This is a genomic window from Streptomyces brasiliensis, assembly GCF_014647875.1.
GTDB lineage: Bacteria > Actinomycetota > Actinomycetes > Streptomycetales > Streptomycetaceae > Streptomyces > Streptomyces brasiliensis.
Window position 1 is genome coordinate 299659 of the sequence record NZ_BMQA01000003.1, and the last position, 16286, is coordinate 315944.

The 16286-nt window shown below is 71.0% G+C and carries 10 protein-coding genes and 1 pseudogene; 3 read left to right on the forward strand and 8 right to left on the reverse strand.

Annotated elements, in window-relative coordinates; all coding sequences use genetic code 11:
- Positions 1-384 precede the first annotated feature (384 nt).
- The 5 genes and pseudogenes from IEZ19_RS07330 to IEZ19_RS07350 all read right to left on the reverse strand — a co-directional run bounded on the left by IEZ19_RS07330 (position 385) and on the right by IEZ19_RS07350 (position 8825).
- The gene (locus tag IEZ19_RS07330) at positions 385-1272 is read right to left on the reverse strand and encodes a FadR/GntR family transcriptional regulator (RefSeq protein ID WP_189310249.1); all 888 of its coding nucleotides are present in this window, start codon (positions 1270-1272) and stop codon (positions 385-387) included.
- 162 nt (positions 1273-1434) lie between these two features.
- Positions 1435-3639 carry an ABC transporter ATP-binding protein gene (locus tag IEZ19_RS07335; RefSeq protein ID WP_189310325.1) on the reverse strand — a complete coding sequence of 735 codons (2205 nt, stop codon included), beginning with the start codon at positions 3637-3639 and terminating at the stop codon, positions 1435-1437.
- A 158-nt stretch (positions 3640-3797) separates the two neighbouring features.
- Positions 3798-4556 (reverse strand): NUDIX hydrolase, encoded by a 759-nt coding sequence (locus IEZ19_RS07340; RefSeq protein ID WP_189310326.1) that lies wholly within the window; start codon positions 4554-4556, stop codon positions 3798-3800.
- Positions 4557-4688: 132 nt separating this feature from the next.
- Positions 4689-6983: pseudogene (locus tag IEZ19_RS07345) on the reverse strand (glycogen debranching N-terminal domain-containing protein); the annotation flags it as partial.
- Between the two features lie 297 nt (positions 6984-7280).
- Positions 7281-8825: a DUF4192 domain-containing protein gene (locus tag IEZ19_RS07350; RefSeq protein ID WP_189310250.1), complete on the reverse strand. Its 1545-nt coding sequence runs from the start codon at positions 8823-8825 to the stop codon at positions 7281-7283.
- A gap of 132 nt (positions 8826-8957) precedes the next feature.
- Here IEZ19_RS07350 and IEZ19_RS07355 point away from each other — a divergent pair, with 132 nt between their 5' ends.
- Both IEZ19_RS07355 and IEZ19_RS07360 read left to right on the forward strand, forming a co-directional pair.
- Positions 8958-11123, forward strand: a complete 2166-nt coding sequence (locus IEZ19_RS07355; protein ID WP_189310251.1) for a RecQ family ATP-dependent DNA helicase — start codon at positions 8958-8960, stop codon at positions 11121-11123.
- Between the two features lie 290 nt (positions 11124-11413).
- A complete protein-coding gene (locus IEZ19_RS07360; protein ID WP_189310252.1) occupies positions 11414-12019 on the forward strand; it encodes a hypothetical protein in 606 nt (201 codons plus the stop codon).
- Between the two features lie 352 nt (positions 12020-12371).
- Here the strand turns inward: IEZ19_RS07360 and IEZ19_RS07365 are convergent, their stop codons facing one another.
- The 3 genes from IEZ19_RS07365 to IEZ19_RS07375 form a co-directional block, all read right to left on the reverse strand.
- Positions 12372-13004, reverse strand: a complete 633-nt coding sequence (locus IEZ19_RS07365) for a hypothetical protein (RefSeq protein WP_189310253.1) — start codon at positions 13002-13004, stop codon at positions 12372-12374.
- Positions 13005-13072: 68 nt separating this feature from the next.
- Positions 13073-13774 (reverse strand): ribonuclease HII, encoded by a 702-nt coding sequence (rnhB, locus tag IEZ19_RS07370; RefSeq protein ID WP_189310254.1) that lies wholly within the window; start codon positions 13772-13774, stop codon positions 13073-13075.
- Positions 13775-13856: 82 nt separating this feature from the next.
- Complete coding sequence (locus tag IEZ19_RS07375; protein WP_189310255.1) at positions 13857-14480, reverse strand: TetR/AcrR family transcriptional regulator; 624 nt, start codon at positions 14478-14480, stop codon at positions 13857-13859.
- 187 nt (positions 14481-14667) lie between these two features.
- Between IEZ19_RS07375 and IEZ19_RS07380 the strand changes: the two genes are divergently transcribed.
- Positions 14668-16215 (forward strand): MFS transporter, encoded by a 1548-nt coding sequence (locus tag IEZ19_RS07380; RefSeq protein WP_189310256.1) that lies wholly within the window; start codon positions 14668-14670, stop codon positions 16213-16215.
- The last annotated feature ends 71 nt before the right edge of the window (positions 16216-16286 follow it).

Here is a 16286-nt window from a genome sequence, read left to right on the forward strand (position 1 = left end):
TACGGACCGGAGCCGACCACCGGCCTGGGGATGGGCCGACGGCGCGGGCGGGAACCGGGGAAGATACACAGCGCCTCTTATGGCGTCCGTATTCCCTCCGCGGCTGTCACCTATTAGGTCATCGCGCTGATCCCAAGAGTGTTACGCCCAATCTTCGTGGCCCGAGTCACACCCCGTAAGCGCTCAAAAACGGTCAGATACGGATAGAAGCTTCCTATGGCGACCTTGACCAGGGCTGCTCCGCCGGGTCGAGCCGCCTCGTCGCACCGCCGGACCCCGCCGGACTCCAGAAGATCCGGCGGGGTCCGGCAGCGGACGGTTCCCGGGCCCGACGCTGACACAGGAACGCGGCGCACCCCGACCACCCCTGCCCGCGTCGGGGAGTCAGTGCTCGCGGGGCGCTGGCACCACGCGCTCCACCTCGGGGTGAACGGTGAGCAGTTGACGCATGGCGGTCTCAGCCGCGGCGCCGTCGCCCGTGCCGAGGGCGTCGACGATCCGCGCGTGCTGAGCCAGAGAGACGTCGTTGGGCCGGTCACAGCCGGTGACCGGGCCACCGGAGACCTGGAGCGCGGCAGAGACGATCCCGGAGAGGTGCTCCAGCATGCGGTTGCCGGCGATCTGGATGAGCAGCGTGTGGAACTCGGTGTCGGCGCGGGAGAAGGTGAGCGCGTCACCCTGCCCCATGGCGTGGCTCATGATCTCGACCATGTCGGACAGGCGCTGCTGGGCGTCCTCGCGCCCGTGTCCGGCGGCGAGGCGCGCGGCGAGCGGCTCGATCGTCCAGCGGAGCTCGCTCAGCTCGCGGCGCTGGTCGTCGCGCTGCGGTCCGAAGGCCCGCCACTCGATGATGTCCGGGTCGAGGAGGTTCCAGTCGCTGACGGGACGCACGCGTGTGCCGACGTTCGGACGGGCGCTGACCAGGCCCTTGGCCTCGAGGACACGGAGGGACTCGCGGACGACGGTGCGGGAGACCTCGAAGCGCTGGCCGATCTCCTCGGGTACGAGCGGGCGGTCCGCGCCCAGATCGCCCGAGACGATCATCTGTCCGAGCTGCTGGACGAGTTGGCCGTGCAGTCCGCGTCCGCGGCTGCCCGCGGCGCGCCGGCCCACACGGCCCAGCTCGGGGTCCGCACCCTCCCAGGAGGGCGTCCCCACCCGGTCGGGCACGGTGGCCTCGGCGTAGGGGTAGCGATCGAGATCGCCCGGGCCGGCGAGACCTGAGTCGGCGGAGCGGGCGGCGGTCATCATGGTGTGCGCAAGGGTACTCACGGATCCTTTGTCGGCGTCGTCCCCAACTCCCTTGAGGTCTTTGGTGAAAAGCACACGAAAGGGTGATCGCTCACCCCGTCGCAATTGACGCCTTATCGGAAAGAAACGGCCTGCCTTCGGGGAGTTGTGTTCAGAGCCTGCTCCGAAGTGCACGGACGGTCGTCATCTGACCCTGCTGCGCAGGGTCGTGAGCAGATACGCGCACAGCAGGGCGGCCAGCGACAACGTCAGTGCGCCGCCCACGGGTTGGGCGAGCACCCGGGCCACCGCGACGAGGTAGCGTTCTCCTCCGAAGGGCCACTGCAGCAGGAAGACCTCCCGCATCCGCATCGGGAGTCCCGCCGCCATCGACACCTGTCGCCCCTGCAGCACCTCGTGCACCAGGGGCACGACCACGACGGGTACGGCGACCACCGTGGCGAGCCCACCCGAGGTGGACCGGAAGACGCCCGCCGCCAGCACGCCGGCCCAGGCGCATCCGATCACGAGCCCGAACCAACTCGCGCTCAGCGAAAGCCAGTCCGTGGGAACCTGCGCGAGTTCCCGTCCATATACGACATAGAGGACTTCGGCGTCGCAGCCCAGGGTGAGGAAGCCCAGCATCAGGGCCGTCGCCCCGGAGAGCAGGAGTTTCGCGGTGAGCAGTCCCAGCCTGCGGGGCACGCTGCCGCGGTCCACCGCCAGGGCGGGATGGCGGAACTCGTCCCCGAAGGCCAGCGCGCCGAGCAGCCCGGCACCGAGCGCCGCGGGCGGCAGGGGCACCTCCCGAGGCCAGGCCGCGAACAGGCGCGCCTGCGGGGTGTGGCCGATGCCTGCGAGCAGTACGGCGGCGAGCGCGGACACGGCGACCACGGCGCCGCAGATGAAGAAACCCGTGCCGATCCCGGTGGCACGGCGGAACTCGTAACGCAGCGGCCGGAGGGGACTGGGGGCGGGACGGACGGAGATGGGCGGCGGAAGGGGAGACGTGTCGCCGGGAGTGAGTGATCCTTCTGCGCGGGCGGGGCCCACCTGGGGCTGAGCACCGCTCGTGCGCCGACGGCGGACGACACGCGCGCCGCGTGTCGATGCTGCCGGTGAGCCGGCGGTCAGGAACGGCGAGGTGCCGTCCTCCACGACTGTGTCGCTCGCCGAGGCGGGCGACGGACTTGGCAGGGGCCCGGCCTCGGCTGATTCCCGGCCGTCACCGGGTGCCGGGACACCGACGGTCCGAACTGCTGCGCGTGGTCGCTGCCCCTGGGACGGGAACGCACCGCGGAGCTGCGCCGCCGGTGCGGGCACGTTGTCGGCGAGCGGGCCGTCGGTGGTCCGTGGCGGATCCGTCGGCTGGGGGCTGTCGATGGTTCGTGACGGTTCGGCCGACTGCGGCTCGTGCTCGTCAGCGGTGTGCCGCCGGTCCGTGGCAGCCGATTCGCCGGAGGCATGCCGCTGATCCGACATCGCCGCCTCGGGGTCCGGGCGTTGCCCGTCCGAGGGAACTGATCCGGCGCCGGGCCCCATGTCCCCGACCTCGTCGGCGAGTTGATGGACGAGGATGCCGTGCCGGAAGGCCGCCTCACCGATGTCGGCCGTCGTACTGCCGTACACCGACAGGCGGTTGCCGTCTTCCCGTACGACTTCCAGCGAGCGCTGGGCGGTGCGGGCCTCCTTGGTGAGGAGAGCCGCGAGGCGGGCGGCATAAGGGGTGCGGACGGCCACGCGGGGGCGGAGCCGGGTGCGGGCGAACTCCTTGGCCTCCTGGTCGGCGACGAGCCTGCCCTGGTCCAGAGTGACGACTCGGTCGGCGGCACGGGCGGCCTCCTTCGGGTCGGCCGTGGTGAACAGGACGGTGGCGCCCTGGGCCGCGTGTGCCCGCAGCATGCCGTGCAGCCAACGGGCCTCGGCTGCGGACAGCCCGCGCGCGGGATCGTCCAGGACGAGCGTGTGCGGATCGGGCAACAGGGCACAGGCCAGGCCGAGGCGGCGGTCCATGCCGCGCGACAGCGTGCCCAGACGCTCCTCGCGCAGGCTGACGAGGCCGACCACTTCGAGCACCTCGTCGGCACGCCGTACGCCGACACCGGCGGCCGCCGACAGCATCCTCAGGTGGCTGCGGACCGAGCGGGCCGGATGCCCGGGTACGTCGCCGAGAACGACGCCGATCTCGCGCGACGGGTGGGAGATCCGGTTCAGGGGACGGCCTCTGAAGTAGGTGATGCCCCGGCCCTGTTGGAGTTCGAGCATGAGTTTCAGCGCCGTCGTCTTGCCCGCGCCGGGCGCTCCCAGGAGCGCGGTGACATGGCCCGCACGGGCCTCGAAGGAGACGTCCTCAAGGGCGGGCCGCTGCACCTTGCGGGGGTTGCTGGTCAGTCCGAAGGCCTGGATCACCTGCAGCAAGATAGCGCGCTACGCCCCCTTTTTCGGGTATCACCCGGTCTGCACCGCAGAGATGCCCGCCCGAAGGGACTCCTGTTCGCCACTCCGCAGTTCAGTTCGCTCCGGATCCTGCCCCAACTGTCCATGCCCCCTTCTCGGCTGCGGCGAGGTCACACCTCGGGGCGCAGCATCGGCGGGTTGAGCAGGGTGGCGCCTCCGGCGCGGAAGAGCTGTGCGGGGCGGCCGCCCTGACGCGTGGTCGTGCCTCCGGTGGGCACGAGGAAGCCGGGCGTACCGGTCACCTTGCGGTGGAAGTTGCGCGGGTCGAGTACGACACCCCACACCGCCTCGTAGACACGGCGCAGCTCGCCGACGGTGAACTCGGGCGGGCAGAACGCCGTGGCCAGCGACGAGTACTCGATCTTCGAGCGGGCGCGTTCCACCCCGTCGGCCAGGATCTGCGCATGGTCGAAGGCAAGCGGCGCCACCGGCTCACCATCGCGTCCGTAACCGCCCTGCTGCAGCAGTTCCTCGACCGGGGCCCAGCGTGCGTTGCTCGCGTCACCGCCCGCCCTGGGTGCGGGCAGGTCCGGGGCGAGCGCGAGGTGCGCCACGCTGACCACGCGCATGCGTGGGTCGCGCTTGGGGTCTCCATAGGTCGCGAGCTGTTCCAGGTGCGCGCAGTTGTCCTGGGCGGGGTGGGCGGTGTCGTGAACACGCAGCCCGGTCTCCTCGGCGAGTTCGCGTGCCGCGGCCTGTGACAGGTCCTCGTCGGCCCGTACGAAGCCGCCGGGCAGCGCCCAGCGCCCCTGGAACGGCGGCTCGCCCCTGCGTACCGCCAGCGCACACAGGGCATGGCGGCGCACGGTCAGCACGACCAGGTCCACGGTGACGGCGAAGGGCGGAAAGGCTGACGGGTCGTAGGGCATGCCGCGATCATAGTCGTCTGCCTGACGATAAACACTCCCTTCATCAGCCGCATCGATGGCTGATCCACGCCGGTCCGCCGCGCAGCCCGCGATCACCGTCCGCTCGCCGTGCCGGTCACGTCGTACGAGGTACGCCCGCAATTGCAGGCCGTCCACCGCTTCCTCGACCATGGCGAGGCCGAGCCGGCTGACCCGTACGGCGAAGGGGGCGCCGGCGACCCGCAGCCCTGTGAGGCCGATCTGGCCGAGGGGTGCGGTGCGCACGGGTCGCAGGGTGACGGTCCGGGCGGGGGCGTCAGGCCGGACACCCACGAGGGCGGCGAGCAGCAGCACCGCAGAGGCCGCCGTCGTGGCTGCCGGGCGGCAAGCCGCCGGGTGGGATACCGGAGCGCTCCCGTCCGAGCGCTGCTCGCCGGCGTACATCTCGGGCAGCCGGTGGCCGAAATGCTCGGCCGCAGCCAATACACCCTTCAGCAGTCCGCTCGCCTCCTTCTCGTAGCCCGCCACGGCCAGGCCGGCGACGGCGAGCGCCGTCTCCTGCACACGGACCGCGCCTGACCGGTGGCCGAACGGACTGTGTCCCACCTCCTTCGCACCGATACCGCGCAGTCCCCAGCCGGAGTCCATGGCCGGGCCGCTGAGCAGGCGGGCGAGTTGCTCGGTCCTCACCTTGTCGAGCAGGCCGGGCGCGAGTTCGCCCGCGCCGAGCAGTCCGGTGTCGAGGAGGTGGACGACCGCGGACGAGAGATACGGCACGGTGCGGCCGTCCGCCGTGCGGGCCGCCACGGGGCGTCCGCCCGCGGGGTCCTCGACCCAGAAGTCCTGCTGGAACGCCGTCCGCAGTTCCTGCGCCCACTGTCGCAGCCGCGCACCGCCCGGTCTGCCGTACGCGTCGAGAAGATCGGCGCCGAGCAGCGCGGCACGGTGGGCGTGAGCCTGTGTCTCGCAGCGGACGGGGCCTCCGGGCTGCGGGTCGCACAGGTACGTACCCTCCTCGACCGTGTTGAGAAGCCAGGTCAGACAGTGCTCGGCCGCGGGCAGCAGCTCTTGGATCTCCTGCTCCGCGAGGCCCCAGCGGCGGGCCTCCGCGAGCACCACGGGGAACAGCAGTGTGGCTTCCGTGCCCGTGCAGCCGGGCGGCAGATGAGGGCCTGCATCTCGGAGCGGTCCGGCGATCAGGCCCGTCTGGGCGCCCGAGCCCGGGCGTTGGGTACGGGCGAGGATGCGCAGCGTGCCCGCAGCGAGCCGGGTACCGAGTGGCAGTGTCATGCGCGCTGCGGCGAGTGCCTCGGCCGGGGCCAGCCCACAGCGCCAGGGCACCCCTGCCGCGAGGTAGGTGTCGGAAGGGTGCGCGGGGTCGCGCAGCAGCAGCGCCTGGAGGTCCTCGACGCTCGTCCGCAGCAGTTCCGGAATCCTCGGATCGTCGCCGACGGCTCTGGCGGGCGCCAGAAGCCCCGTCGCGACACGGCCCACGGTCCGCAGCGGTGCCGCGCCGTCCGGCCGTACCCGCAGTTCCACGGTCGCCGTCCCACCCGTCGGCAGTTCGAACTCCCAACGCAGCAGCCCCGCGGAGGCCAGTGCGTCGGCGGGTGGCGGATCCGCCGTGACCAGGGAGTTCGCCGTGGCTCCGGCCCAGCGCAGGCCCGAGTCGTGGACGCAGGCGGGAAGTTCCGGGCCCACACGGCCGGAGGCGATGGCGCTCAGATCCGCGAGGTCCGTGCCGAGGGACACCTCGACAGGCAGACGCAGCGGGCGGTGGCCGGTGTTGTGGAGCGTGATGCGCTCGGTCCCGTCCGCGTGCCGGATGCGTTCGACGACGACATCCGGGTCCGGACCGCCGCCCGGCGTAGTACGCAGTGTCGCCACGATGCGGGCCCGGTCCGCTCCCGCCGTCCTGGCCTGCACCACGAGCGGCTCCCGTCCGGCCACCCGAAGCCGGCAGCGCGAGAGCAGGCGACGACCGGCCCGGTAGAACCCCTCCAGCCCCTGCCCCGTCAGCTCCCCCTGCCCGCCGGAGATGGCGAGGCCGGGCAGGGCGACGCAGATGAGGGCGGTGTGGGTGGAGGGAAGGTCGGCCGAGCGGCGAGGGGCCGGAAACAGGGCATGTGGCGAGGGGCCGGGCGGCGGTGACGTGGCGGCGCCGCCGACCGGACTCCCGTGCCCGGATTGTGGCAGGCTCGGGGGTGCCTGGGAATGCGGACGATTTTCCCGCGGCACGGTCGATGTGCCGAAGGCCTGTCCCCAGTCCAGCGGCGACGCGCGGTCCGGTGTGAACGAGGGCTCGTCCCGGCGTTCCCGCTCCGGCCACCGAAGGCCGCCGGTGCTGACCGGAGAACGAGGTCCTGGACCACTTGGCGCGGACGGTGCGATCGTGCCCGGGACCGGGCCATTGTCGTCGGCGGTGGAAGGCGAAGTCGGCTGGTGCATGATGCGGCTTCTTCTGCGCTCGGTGCGCCTCGTGCATGCTCGGCGCCTGATGGAGGGCCCCGGAGGGACAACGGACGTGCGGCGGCACGCCTCCTGGCGCTCCGCCACTCAGGTGAACGGAACGGGCCTGCTCCGGGTCACGCCCTGCCTCGGCACCGCCGTCCGAACAACGGCCGACGCCGGGTGAGCCTGTGTGCTCAGCGGCTGTCCTGTCGCGGCCGAGCGGCAGCAGTGCCCGGACCCGGAAGCAGTGCGTGAGCGCGCGACTCCACCGGCCACCCTCCCGCCGGCCGTCGCTCATACATCCCCCTCAGTGCCGTTGCTCTCCGATCGCCCGCCTCCCGAGGAAGCGGTGTCACGCGCCATGGCTCCCTTGCCCGCCCCATTCGTGCGCGTGGCGCCCGGCCTCGAGACACGGGGATGTGTGCGTCCCTCGGGCGAAGTGCTGGTGCGGGACACGTCCGGCCGTGACCTGCGACTCTCGGTTCGTGCCGAGCGAGAGCGACCGCCGTCGCCGGAACGCAGGCGGCGCCGACGGCGGGGGCCCGTCTCCGAGGAACCGTCGGGGCTCCCGGCCCCGTCCTTCCGATCCGGCGCGTACTTCTGGTGTGGCCCGTCCTGCTGTTCCGTTGCGTTCTTCTCGTCGGCGCACGATGCCTTGCGTCCCGTGCCTCCCGCCCGCAGACAACGGCGGATCGCCTCGGGGTCGAGGCCCTCGTTGCAGGCCTGGTGCAACAGGCGTGCGAAGAGGTAGTCGGGGTCCGCTCCCAGCGCCATCGCGAGGGCTTCCCTGGCCTCCAGGTCGTCACCGGACGACCAGGCCACCCAGCCGGCGAGAGTGAGCGGCGCTGCGGCGTGCTCGCCGTACGGTCCGACACAACGGCGGGCAAGGGCGCGCCAGAGGCGCAGTGCGGGGCCGGCCTCGTCCCCTTCCATCCAGGCGGCGGCACGGTCGCGGGTCGTACGGTCCTGGAGGCCGAGGATCAGGGCGGCAGCTTCCTCGTGCGTGAGCAGCTCGTCGTCGCGGAGGTCGGACGGAAGCGTCCCGGGCACGGGCGTGGCCGCGGTGAACCGGACGAGTACGAGTTCGGCGAGGTCGAGGGTCTCCTGCGCCACCTGTGCACGGTTCGCCTCGTCGAGGATCCGCGGCACCAGGTTCATGCCCACGGTGTCCAGGGCGATCTCCTGTTCCAGAGCGGCGGCGGTTTCCCAGGGAAGCAGCCTGGCCCGCAACTCGCGCAGGGTGCCGCGCACCTGGATTCCGGCGTAGGTTGCCGCCGCCGCGAGCACGGAGGTTCCGGGCAGGCCCATGGGCGATCCGTCGTCGGGACAGCATCCTTCGCTCGGGCAGCAGTAGGACCAGAAGCGGCCGGCCGAGATGCACAGGGCTTCGATGACCGGTACGTCGAGACGGCCGCACTCCGTGCGCAGCAGCTGGGCGAGTGGCTGCAGCCGCCGCATGACGTCGCGGCCGGACTCGCCCTTCCCCGGTTCCTGGCAGACGTAGGCGACCATCTGCTCGGGGCGAGCTCCTCTGCGTTCACTGCCGGCCACGAGCCCCTGCGCCAGTTGCCGGGCGGCAGGCTCCCAGTCGTCCCTGCTCGTGGGGATGCCCAGCCGGGCCCGGCCGCCGAACCGGCCGCGTCCGCCCCGGTCGTGGAGGGCCACGAGCACGATGCTGTCCTCTGCGCGGTACCCGAGCAGATATGGCAAGGCGTCCGCCAGCTCGGCCGGGGTGCGCAGTGTCACCTGGTTGTCGTGCATGGTGCCCGCGCCGGTCACGTCACGTCGGCCGATGCCGTCGTTTTCGGAGGGTCCGGTCGTTTCGCTGTGATTTGTCATGCGCAGACGATCTCGCGGATCATGAGATTCCGCTTGAGCCTGTGGACAACTACGAGCAGGAACACGACAACCGGCCGCGTTGTCCACAGGCCGCCGGCCCGATTGTCGGCGCCGTCCTGTTGTATGGGACGCATGGCGCACACGAGCAACGCAGACCTCCGGACACAGGCCGACGGCGTCCTCGCCCGACTCGTCGGGGACACCTCGGGCACGGCGCGGCTGCGCGAAGACCAGTGGCGCGCTATCGAGGCGCTCGTCGCCGAACGGCGCCGTGCCCTGGTCGTCCAGCGGACGGGGTGGGGCAAATCCGCCGTGTATTTCGTGGCGACCTCGCTCCTGCGGGCCCGCGGCAGCGGCCCGACCGTGATCGTGTCACCACTTCTCGCCCTCATGCGCAACCAGGTGGAAGCCGCGGCCCGGGCCGGGATCCACGCCCGGACCATCAACTCCTCCAACACCGAGGAGTGGGACACCATCCAGGCCGAGATCGCGGCGGGCGACGTAGACGTGCTGCTCGTCAGCCCGGAGCGTCTCAACAACCCCGACTTCCGCGACCAGGTCCTGCCCAAACTGGCGGCCGCGACCGGACTGCTCGTCGTGGACGAAGCTCACTGCATCTCCGACTGGGGCCATGACTTCCGCCCCGATTACCGACGGCTGCGCACCATGCTCACCGACCTCCCGCCAGGCGTACCCGTACTGGCCACCACCGCGACGGCCAACGCGCGCGTGACCGCCGACGTCGCGGAACAACTCGGTACCGGAGGCGCGTCCGACGCGCTGGTGCTGCGCGGCCCACTCGACCGGGAGAGCCTGGCCCTGAGCGTGCTGCCCCTGCCGGACGCGGCGCATCGCATGGCCTGGCTGGCCGAGCACCTGGACGATCTGCCGGGCTCGGGCATCATCTACACGCTCACCGTGGCTGCCGCCGAGGAAGTCAGTGCGTTCCTGCGGCAGCGCGGGCACACCGTCGCCTCGTACACGGGGAAGACGGAGAACGCCGATCGGCAACAGGCCGAGGACGATCTCCTCGCCAACCGGGTCAAGGCGCTGGTGGCCACCTCCGCGCTGGGCATGGGCTTCGACAAACCCGACCTCGGCTTCGTGGTGCACCTCGGTTCACCCTCTTCCCCCATCGCCTACTACCAGCAGGTCGGCCGCGCGGGCCGAGGCGTCGCACACGCCGAGGTGCTCCTCCTGCCGGGCAAGGAGGACGAGGCGATCTGGGAGTACTTCGCGTCACTGGCCTTCCCGTCCGAAGACCTGGTGCGCCGCACCCTGGACGTCCTCGCCCGGGCGGAACGCCCACTGTCGTTGCCCGCCCTGGAGCCTCTGGTGGAGCTGCGTCGCTCCCGTCTGGAGACGATGCTGAAGGTCCTCGACGTGGACGGGGCCGTCAAACGGGTCAAGGGAGGCTGGATCGCGACCGGCCGACCGTGGACCTACGACGCGGAGCGGTACGACTGGGTGGCACGGCAGCGCAAGGCCGAGCAACAGGCGATGCGGGAGTACGCGTCCACGGCGGGCTGCCGGATGGATTTCCTGCAGCGGCAGCTGGACGACGAGGGCGCGAAACCCTGCGGCCGCTGCGACAACTGCGCCGGTGCGCGCTTCGCCGCGGACACATCCGTCGCAGCGCTGGACGCCGCACGTGTCGATCTGGGCCGCGCGGGCGTCGACGTGGAACCCAGGCGCATGTGGCCGACGGGCCTGCCGGCGATCGGCATCGATCTCAAGGGGCGCATTCCGGCCGGAGAGCAGGCGTCCGGGGGGCGCGCGTTGGGGCGTCTGTCGGACATCGGGTGGGGCAACCGGCTGCGGCCATTGCTCGCACCGCAAGCACCCGACACTCCCGTTCCGGACGACGTCTCAACGGCCGTGGTGGGCGTGCTGGCCGACTGGGCCAAGGGACCCGACGGCTGGGCGCCCGGCTCATCCGAGGCACAACCACGCCCGGTGGGCGTCGTGACCCTGGCCTCGCGCACACGGCCACGACTGATCCACTCCTTGGCCGCGCGCATCGCGGAGATCGGCAGACTGCCGCTCCTGGGTTCGCTCGAGTACGTCGGGGAGGAGTCGCGGGCCCCGCGCAGCAACAGCGCCCAGCGGCTGAAGACCCTCGACGGCGCGCTGTCCGTGCCCTCCGCACTGGCCTCCGCGCTCACCGAGGCTCAGGGCCCTGTCCTGCTCGTGGACGACTACACCGAGACCGGCTGGACCCTGGCCGTCGCGGCCCGGCTGCTCAGAAAGTCCGGTGCCCACGGTGTGTTGCCGCTGGTGCTCGCGGTTCAGGGCTGACTGCCGATTCCTCCGGAGGTCCGCCTCACCGCCCCACCCGTGATGTACGAACGCGCCGTGGCCGAACGCCCCACGGGTCGCCGGGAGACCCTCAAGGTAGGGATATATGCCACGTATCACCAGATAACAGCGGGTGGCCCCAATTGCTCGTTGCCGCATTCAAGTTCGACAGGAAGAATTGAAGTCCGCTCCCCGCACGGCTTGCCGTGATCCGATTGGGCTCCCCTGCGGTGCGCGCTCCCCGAATCCGACCCCGCCCGCAGTGTGGGCGCGTAGCCGAAGGGAGGAACGTGACCTTCGGATTCGCTCCGTCCTCGGCGGCATCCACGTCCGCGTCCGCCAGCCGCCTGCTCGAACCGGCGGAGTGGGCAGCCGCCGGCATCCCCCTGCTGCGTAACCCGCGTGAGGTCGTCAGCGGGCTGCACACCCGGCACCGGCCCGGACCGGCGACCGCGGTCGTCGCCGTCCTCGACCCAGAGGAACGGCTGCTGGCGAGCGCCTCGTTCATCCGCCGGCCGGCACCGGCCGATGGCTGGATGTTCCGCAATGCACTGCTCGCACAGCTGCGCCGCGTGATCCCGCACGACCTGCGGCGCCGCACTCCCGTGCGCACCGCCGTGCTGCTCTACTGCCGCGAGGGGGACGCGCGTTGGACGGAGGAGGACGGCGCATGGATGTGGGGGCTGCGTGACGCCTGCACCCTGCACGGGCTGCGCTGCGGGGCGTACATCACGCTCACACGCGACGGCTGGCAGGTGCTCGGCGAGGGCCGCGGTGGACGCCGCCCGAACTCGACGTCGACGCCGGAACCTTTCGGCACCTCGGACGCCTCGGTCCTGCCACCGCGAACAGGCGGCGCCGCCTCAGAGCTACTGCGCCGGGCGGCGGCTCGCTGAGGAGGCCGGCTACGCGTCCGCCTCTCCCCCGCCTCCGCCTCCAGATGGCTCCGCCTGGTCAGCGGTCCCCGCGGGGCGTCACAGTGTGCGTTCGTGGTGTCGTCGCGACGGCCACCACCGACGCCTCAAGCCATGCCGAACAGGCCCGCCCCACCGGCCCGGCCGCCGGTCCGCCTCGCCGGAGTCCCCCGCGACTCCCGCGACCGGCCATCGGCCGCCGGTCCAGCAGCCGTCCCTCAATACATAACGGCGATCGCCACGTGTGCGGGCATGCCGAAAGCGCCACCGTGCCTGGGTGCCGCGGCAGCGGCGCCCTCGTCATCCCCGATGCCCCGGCGGTGCCGGACGCGGCTCAGACGCCCGCGCCCAGCACCGAGTTGATCTGCTGCGGGTCGCCGCACACGATCAGCAGGGCACCGGCCCTGGCATGGGCCAGGGGAAGGGCGGTGGCGGCAGCGGTGGCCGGACCGCCGTTGACGGCGACCACGACCACGGGACGGGACGCGGCACGGGAGGCCACGGAGACATCCGCGTAGAAGACGTCGTCACCGGCGTCGTGCTGCGCCCAGTAGGAGGCTTCACCGAAGGACATCTCGTGCTCGGCCCACGGGTGGGGTCGGCCGGTGGTGATCACCAGCACGTCGCCCGGGGCACGGCCCGATTCCAGGAGCAGGTCCACTGCTTCCTCGGCGGAGTCGAGCGCACCCTCGACCGAAGCCGGAATCAGCTGGATCTGCGGGGTCGCCGCCGAGGCGGCGGGAACGGCCGGACCCGACGGGCCCGGCTTGGCTGCGGCCGCGTCACGCGGCGTGCGTTGCACCGGCGGCGCGGGCCGCAGAGGGCCCGGACGACCGGGACGCGACGGAGCCGCGGGGCGGGGTCCGGGTACGGGGCGGGGGGTCGGCGCGGTGCGGCCACTGGCCGGCGTGGCGCGGGGACCCTGGGCACTCTCGTGAATCTGAGGCTCCTCGGGAAGGAGAGGCATGAGCTGATATTTATCAAACGTTGGTGCAGCCGGCGTGACCGGGTGGCACAACAGTGCGAGCGGAACCGTCAGAAATCGAAGCCGAGCTGGCCCTCGATCTCCGGAACGCTTCCATCCGCCCAGCTGCGGACCTTCTTGAGATGCCGCCACTGGGGCAGCGCATCAAGATACGCCCACGACAATCGGTGGTACGGGGTGGGGCCCCGCTCCGCCAGTGCGGCCTTGTGCACGGGCGACGGATACCCGGCATTGTCCGCAAAACCGAAGTCTGCATGGTCGATACCCAGTTCGGCCATCATTTTGTCGCGCTGAACCTTGGCAATCACCGAGGCCGCTGCCACGGCCACGCAGGACTGGTCGCCCTTGATCACCGTGCGGACCTTCCAGGGGGCTCCCAGGTAGTCGTGCTTCCCGTCGAGAATCACGGCCTCGGGGCGGACCGGCAGCGCCTCAAGGGCGCGCGATGCCGCGAGCCGAAGCGCCGCCGTCATCCCCAGGTCGTCGATCTCCTCCGGGGAGGCGTGCCCCAGGGCGTAGGCCGTCACCCACGTCCGCAGGGTCTCGGCCAGTTCAGTGCGCCGCTTGACAGTGAGCAGCTTGGAGTCGGTGAGACCTTCGGGCGGTCGGCGAAGACCGGTGACCGCCGCACAGACCGTAACGGGCCCGGCCCAGGCGCCGCGTCCGACCTCGTCGACACCGGCGATGACCTTCGCTCCGGTCGTGGCGCGAAGGGAGCGCTCGACGGTGTGAGTAGGCGGTTCGTACGGCATGGCGCCCTTAGCGTACGCCGCCGGGATACCCGAGCGACACCCCGCCCGTGCTGGTCCGCCGCACCGCCCCCGTGCCCTGGGTTCAGGCCCTGTTGGGCCGGAGCAGCGGAACCATCAACTGGTCGATCATCTCCTCGAGATCCTGCTCGCTCCATTCACTGGCGCACATCTTCGAGCGGTACATCATCATCGCGGGAATCACATCGAGGACATAGCCGTTCGCCGCGTCGCCGCGCACCTCTCCCCGCCCCACTCCACGGGTGATGACCTCACCGAGCAGCTTGATCATCGGCTCGACCACCCCACCGAAGATCACGCCATGGAAGCGTTCGGCCTGCGCGGGATCGCATTCGTGAACCACTGAGCGCAAGGCGGAACCGGGGCGTGAGTACATCGCCTCCCGCGCCTCCCGACACAGGGCGAGCAGGTCCTCGCGCACGCTCCCGAGATCGGGCGCTTGCTCGAGGCGCGGCAGTCCCGCCTGGAGCGCGTCGGCGACCAGGTCCTCCTTGGACGACCAACGGCGATAGACCGCGGCCTTTCCGGTCTGGGCGCCGGCGGCGACACCCTCCATCGTCAGGCCGTTCCAGCCGACCGTACTGAGCTGCTCCAGCGCGGCGTCCAGGATCGCGCGTTCGAGCACGGCGCCGCGCCGGCGGAGTGAGGCCGTCTGAGCGGGGGCGGCCGTCCAGCTCGAGGTAACCATCTGAGTTTCTCCAGCGAACTGTGGAATCGGGGATTCCGCTACATGGGGACGTATCGCGAGACATCGAAGGGGGACCTGACGCGCGACGCGGGATTAAGTGAACGCTTGCGTTCTCTATCGGGGACTCACTACGGTTGGCGGGACAGTGAACGCAAGCGTTCACTAACACCTCCGTGGGGGACCCATAGTGACAACCTCTCAGCTGATCAAGGACGACATACCAGGAGCGGCCCGCCGGGCGGGGCGGCCCGGCATCGCACTCACCGTCATCGCGGCCTGCCAACTCATGGTGGTACTCGACGCGACGATTGTGAATATCGCTCTCCCGCACATTCAAGAAGCGCTCAAGTTCAGCACCACGGACCTCACTTGGGTGGTCAGCGCCTACACGCTCACCTTCGGAGGCCTGCTGCTCCTCGGCGCACGTGCCGGTGACATTCTCGGTCGCCGCCGAGTGTTCATGACCGGCATTCTGCTGTTCACCTTCGCCTCGCTGCTCGGCGGTCTCGCCCAGGAGCCGTGGCAGCTGCTCGCCGCACGCGCGCTGCAGGGCATGGGCGGCGCGATCGCGTCGCCCACGTCGCTGGCGCTCATCACCACCACGTTCCCCGAAGGTCCGGAACGGAACCGGGCGTTCGGCGTTTTCGCGGCCGTGTCCGCGGGCGGCGGTGCCATCGGTCTGCTCGCCGGCGGCATGCTGACCGACTGGCTCGACTGGCGCTGGGTACTCTTCGTCAACGTCCCGATCGGTGTGCTGATCGCGTCGCTCGCACCGCTGTACATCAACGAGTCCGAACGGCACCCGGGGCGCTTCGACATCGCCGGAGCGCTGACCTCGACACTGGGAATGGCCTCCCTCGTCTACGGCTTCATCCGCGCGGCGGAACAGGGCTGGCGCGACAGCCTGACCATCGGCTCCTTCGGCGCCGCCGTGGCCCTGCTGCTGGCCTTCGTCTTCACGGAGATGCGGGCCACGGAACCCATCACACCGCTCAAGATGTTCGCCGACCGCAACCGCTCGGGCACGTATGTGATCATGCTGAGCCTGGCCGCGGCCATGTTCGGCATGTTCTTCTACATCGTGCTGTTCGTGCAGAACGTGCTCGGCTACAGCGCGATCAAGGCCGGTCTCGCCTTCCTGCCCGTGACCTTTGCGATCGCTGTCGGCGCGGGTCTGTCCCAGCGGTTCCTGCCGACGCTCGGCCCCAAGCCGTTCATGCTGGTCGGCTCGACACTCGCGGTGATCGGGCTCACGTGGCAGGCCTTCATCAGTCCCGACAGCACGTACCTCAGTGGCATCCTCGGCCCGATGCTCGTGTTCGGCTTCGGTATGGGCCTCAACTTCGTGACGGTGACAGTGACAGCGGTCTCCGGTGTGGCCCAGCACGAGGCGGGTGCGGCGTCCGGCCTGCTCAACGCCACACAGCAGGTGGGCGGTTCGCTCGGACTGTCCATCCTGACCACGGTCTTCGGCTCGGCCAGCAAGGACGAGGCGAAGAACCAGCTGCCGAAGTTCCTCGCCGACGGCTCGCCGGAGCAGAAGGCGGAGTTCGCCAAGACCCGACAACTGCCGGCTCCCTGGGGACACGAGGTGCTCGCGCACGGAATCTCGACCGCGTTCGTCCCCGCCGCCGCGATGGCCGTACTGGCCCTGGCCACGGCCTGGTTGGTGATCAAGGTCCGCAAGAGCGATCTCGAAGCGCTCTCCGGCGCGGCGGGTCCGGGGATCGGCTGACCCGAACAGGCCCCCGCAAGACCGCGGATGGCCGGACCACGCCCGGGGGACGGACGGCGAGGGCGACGGTC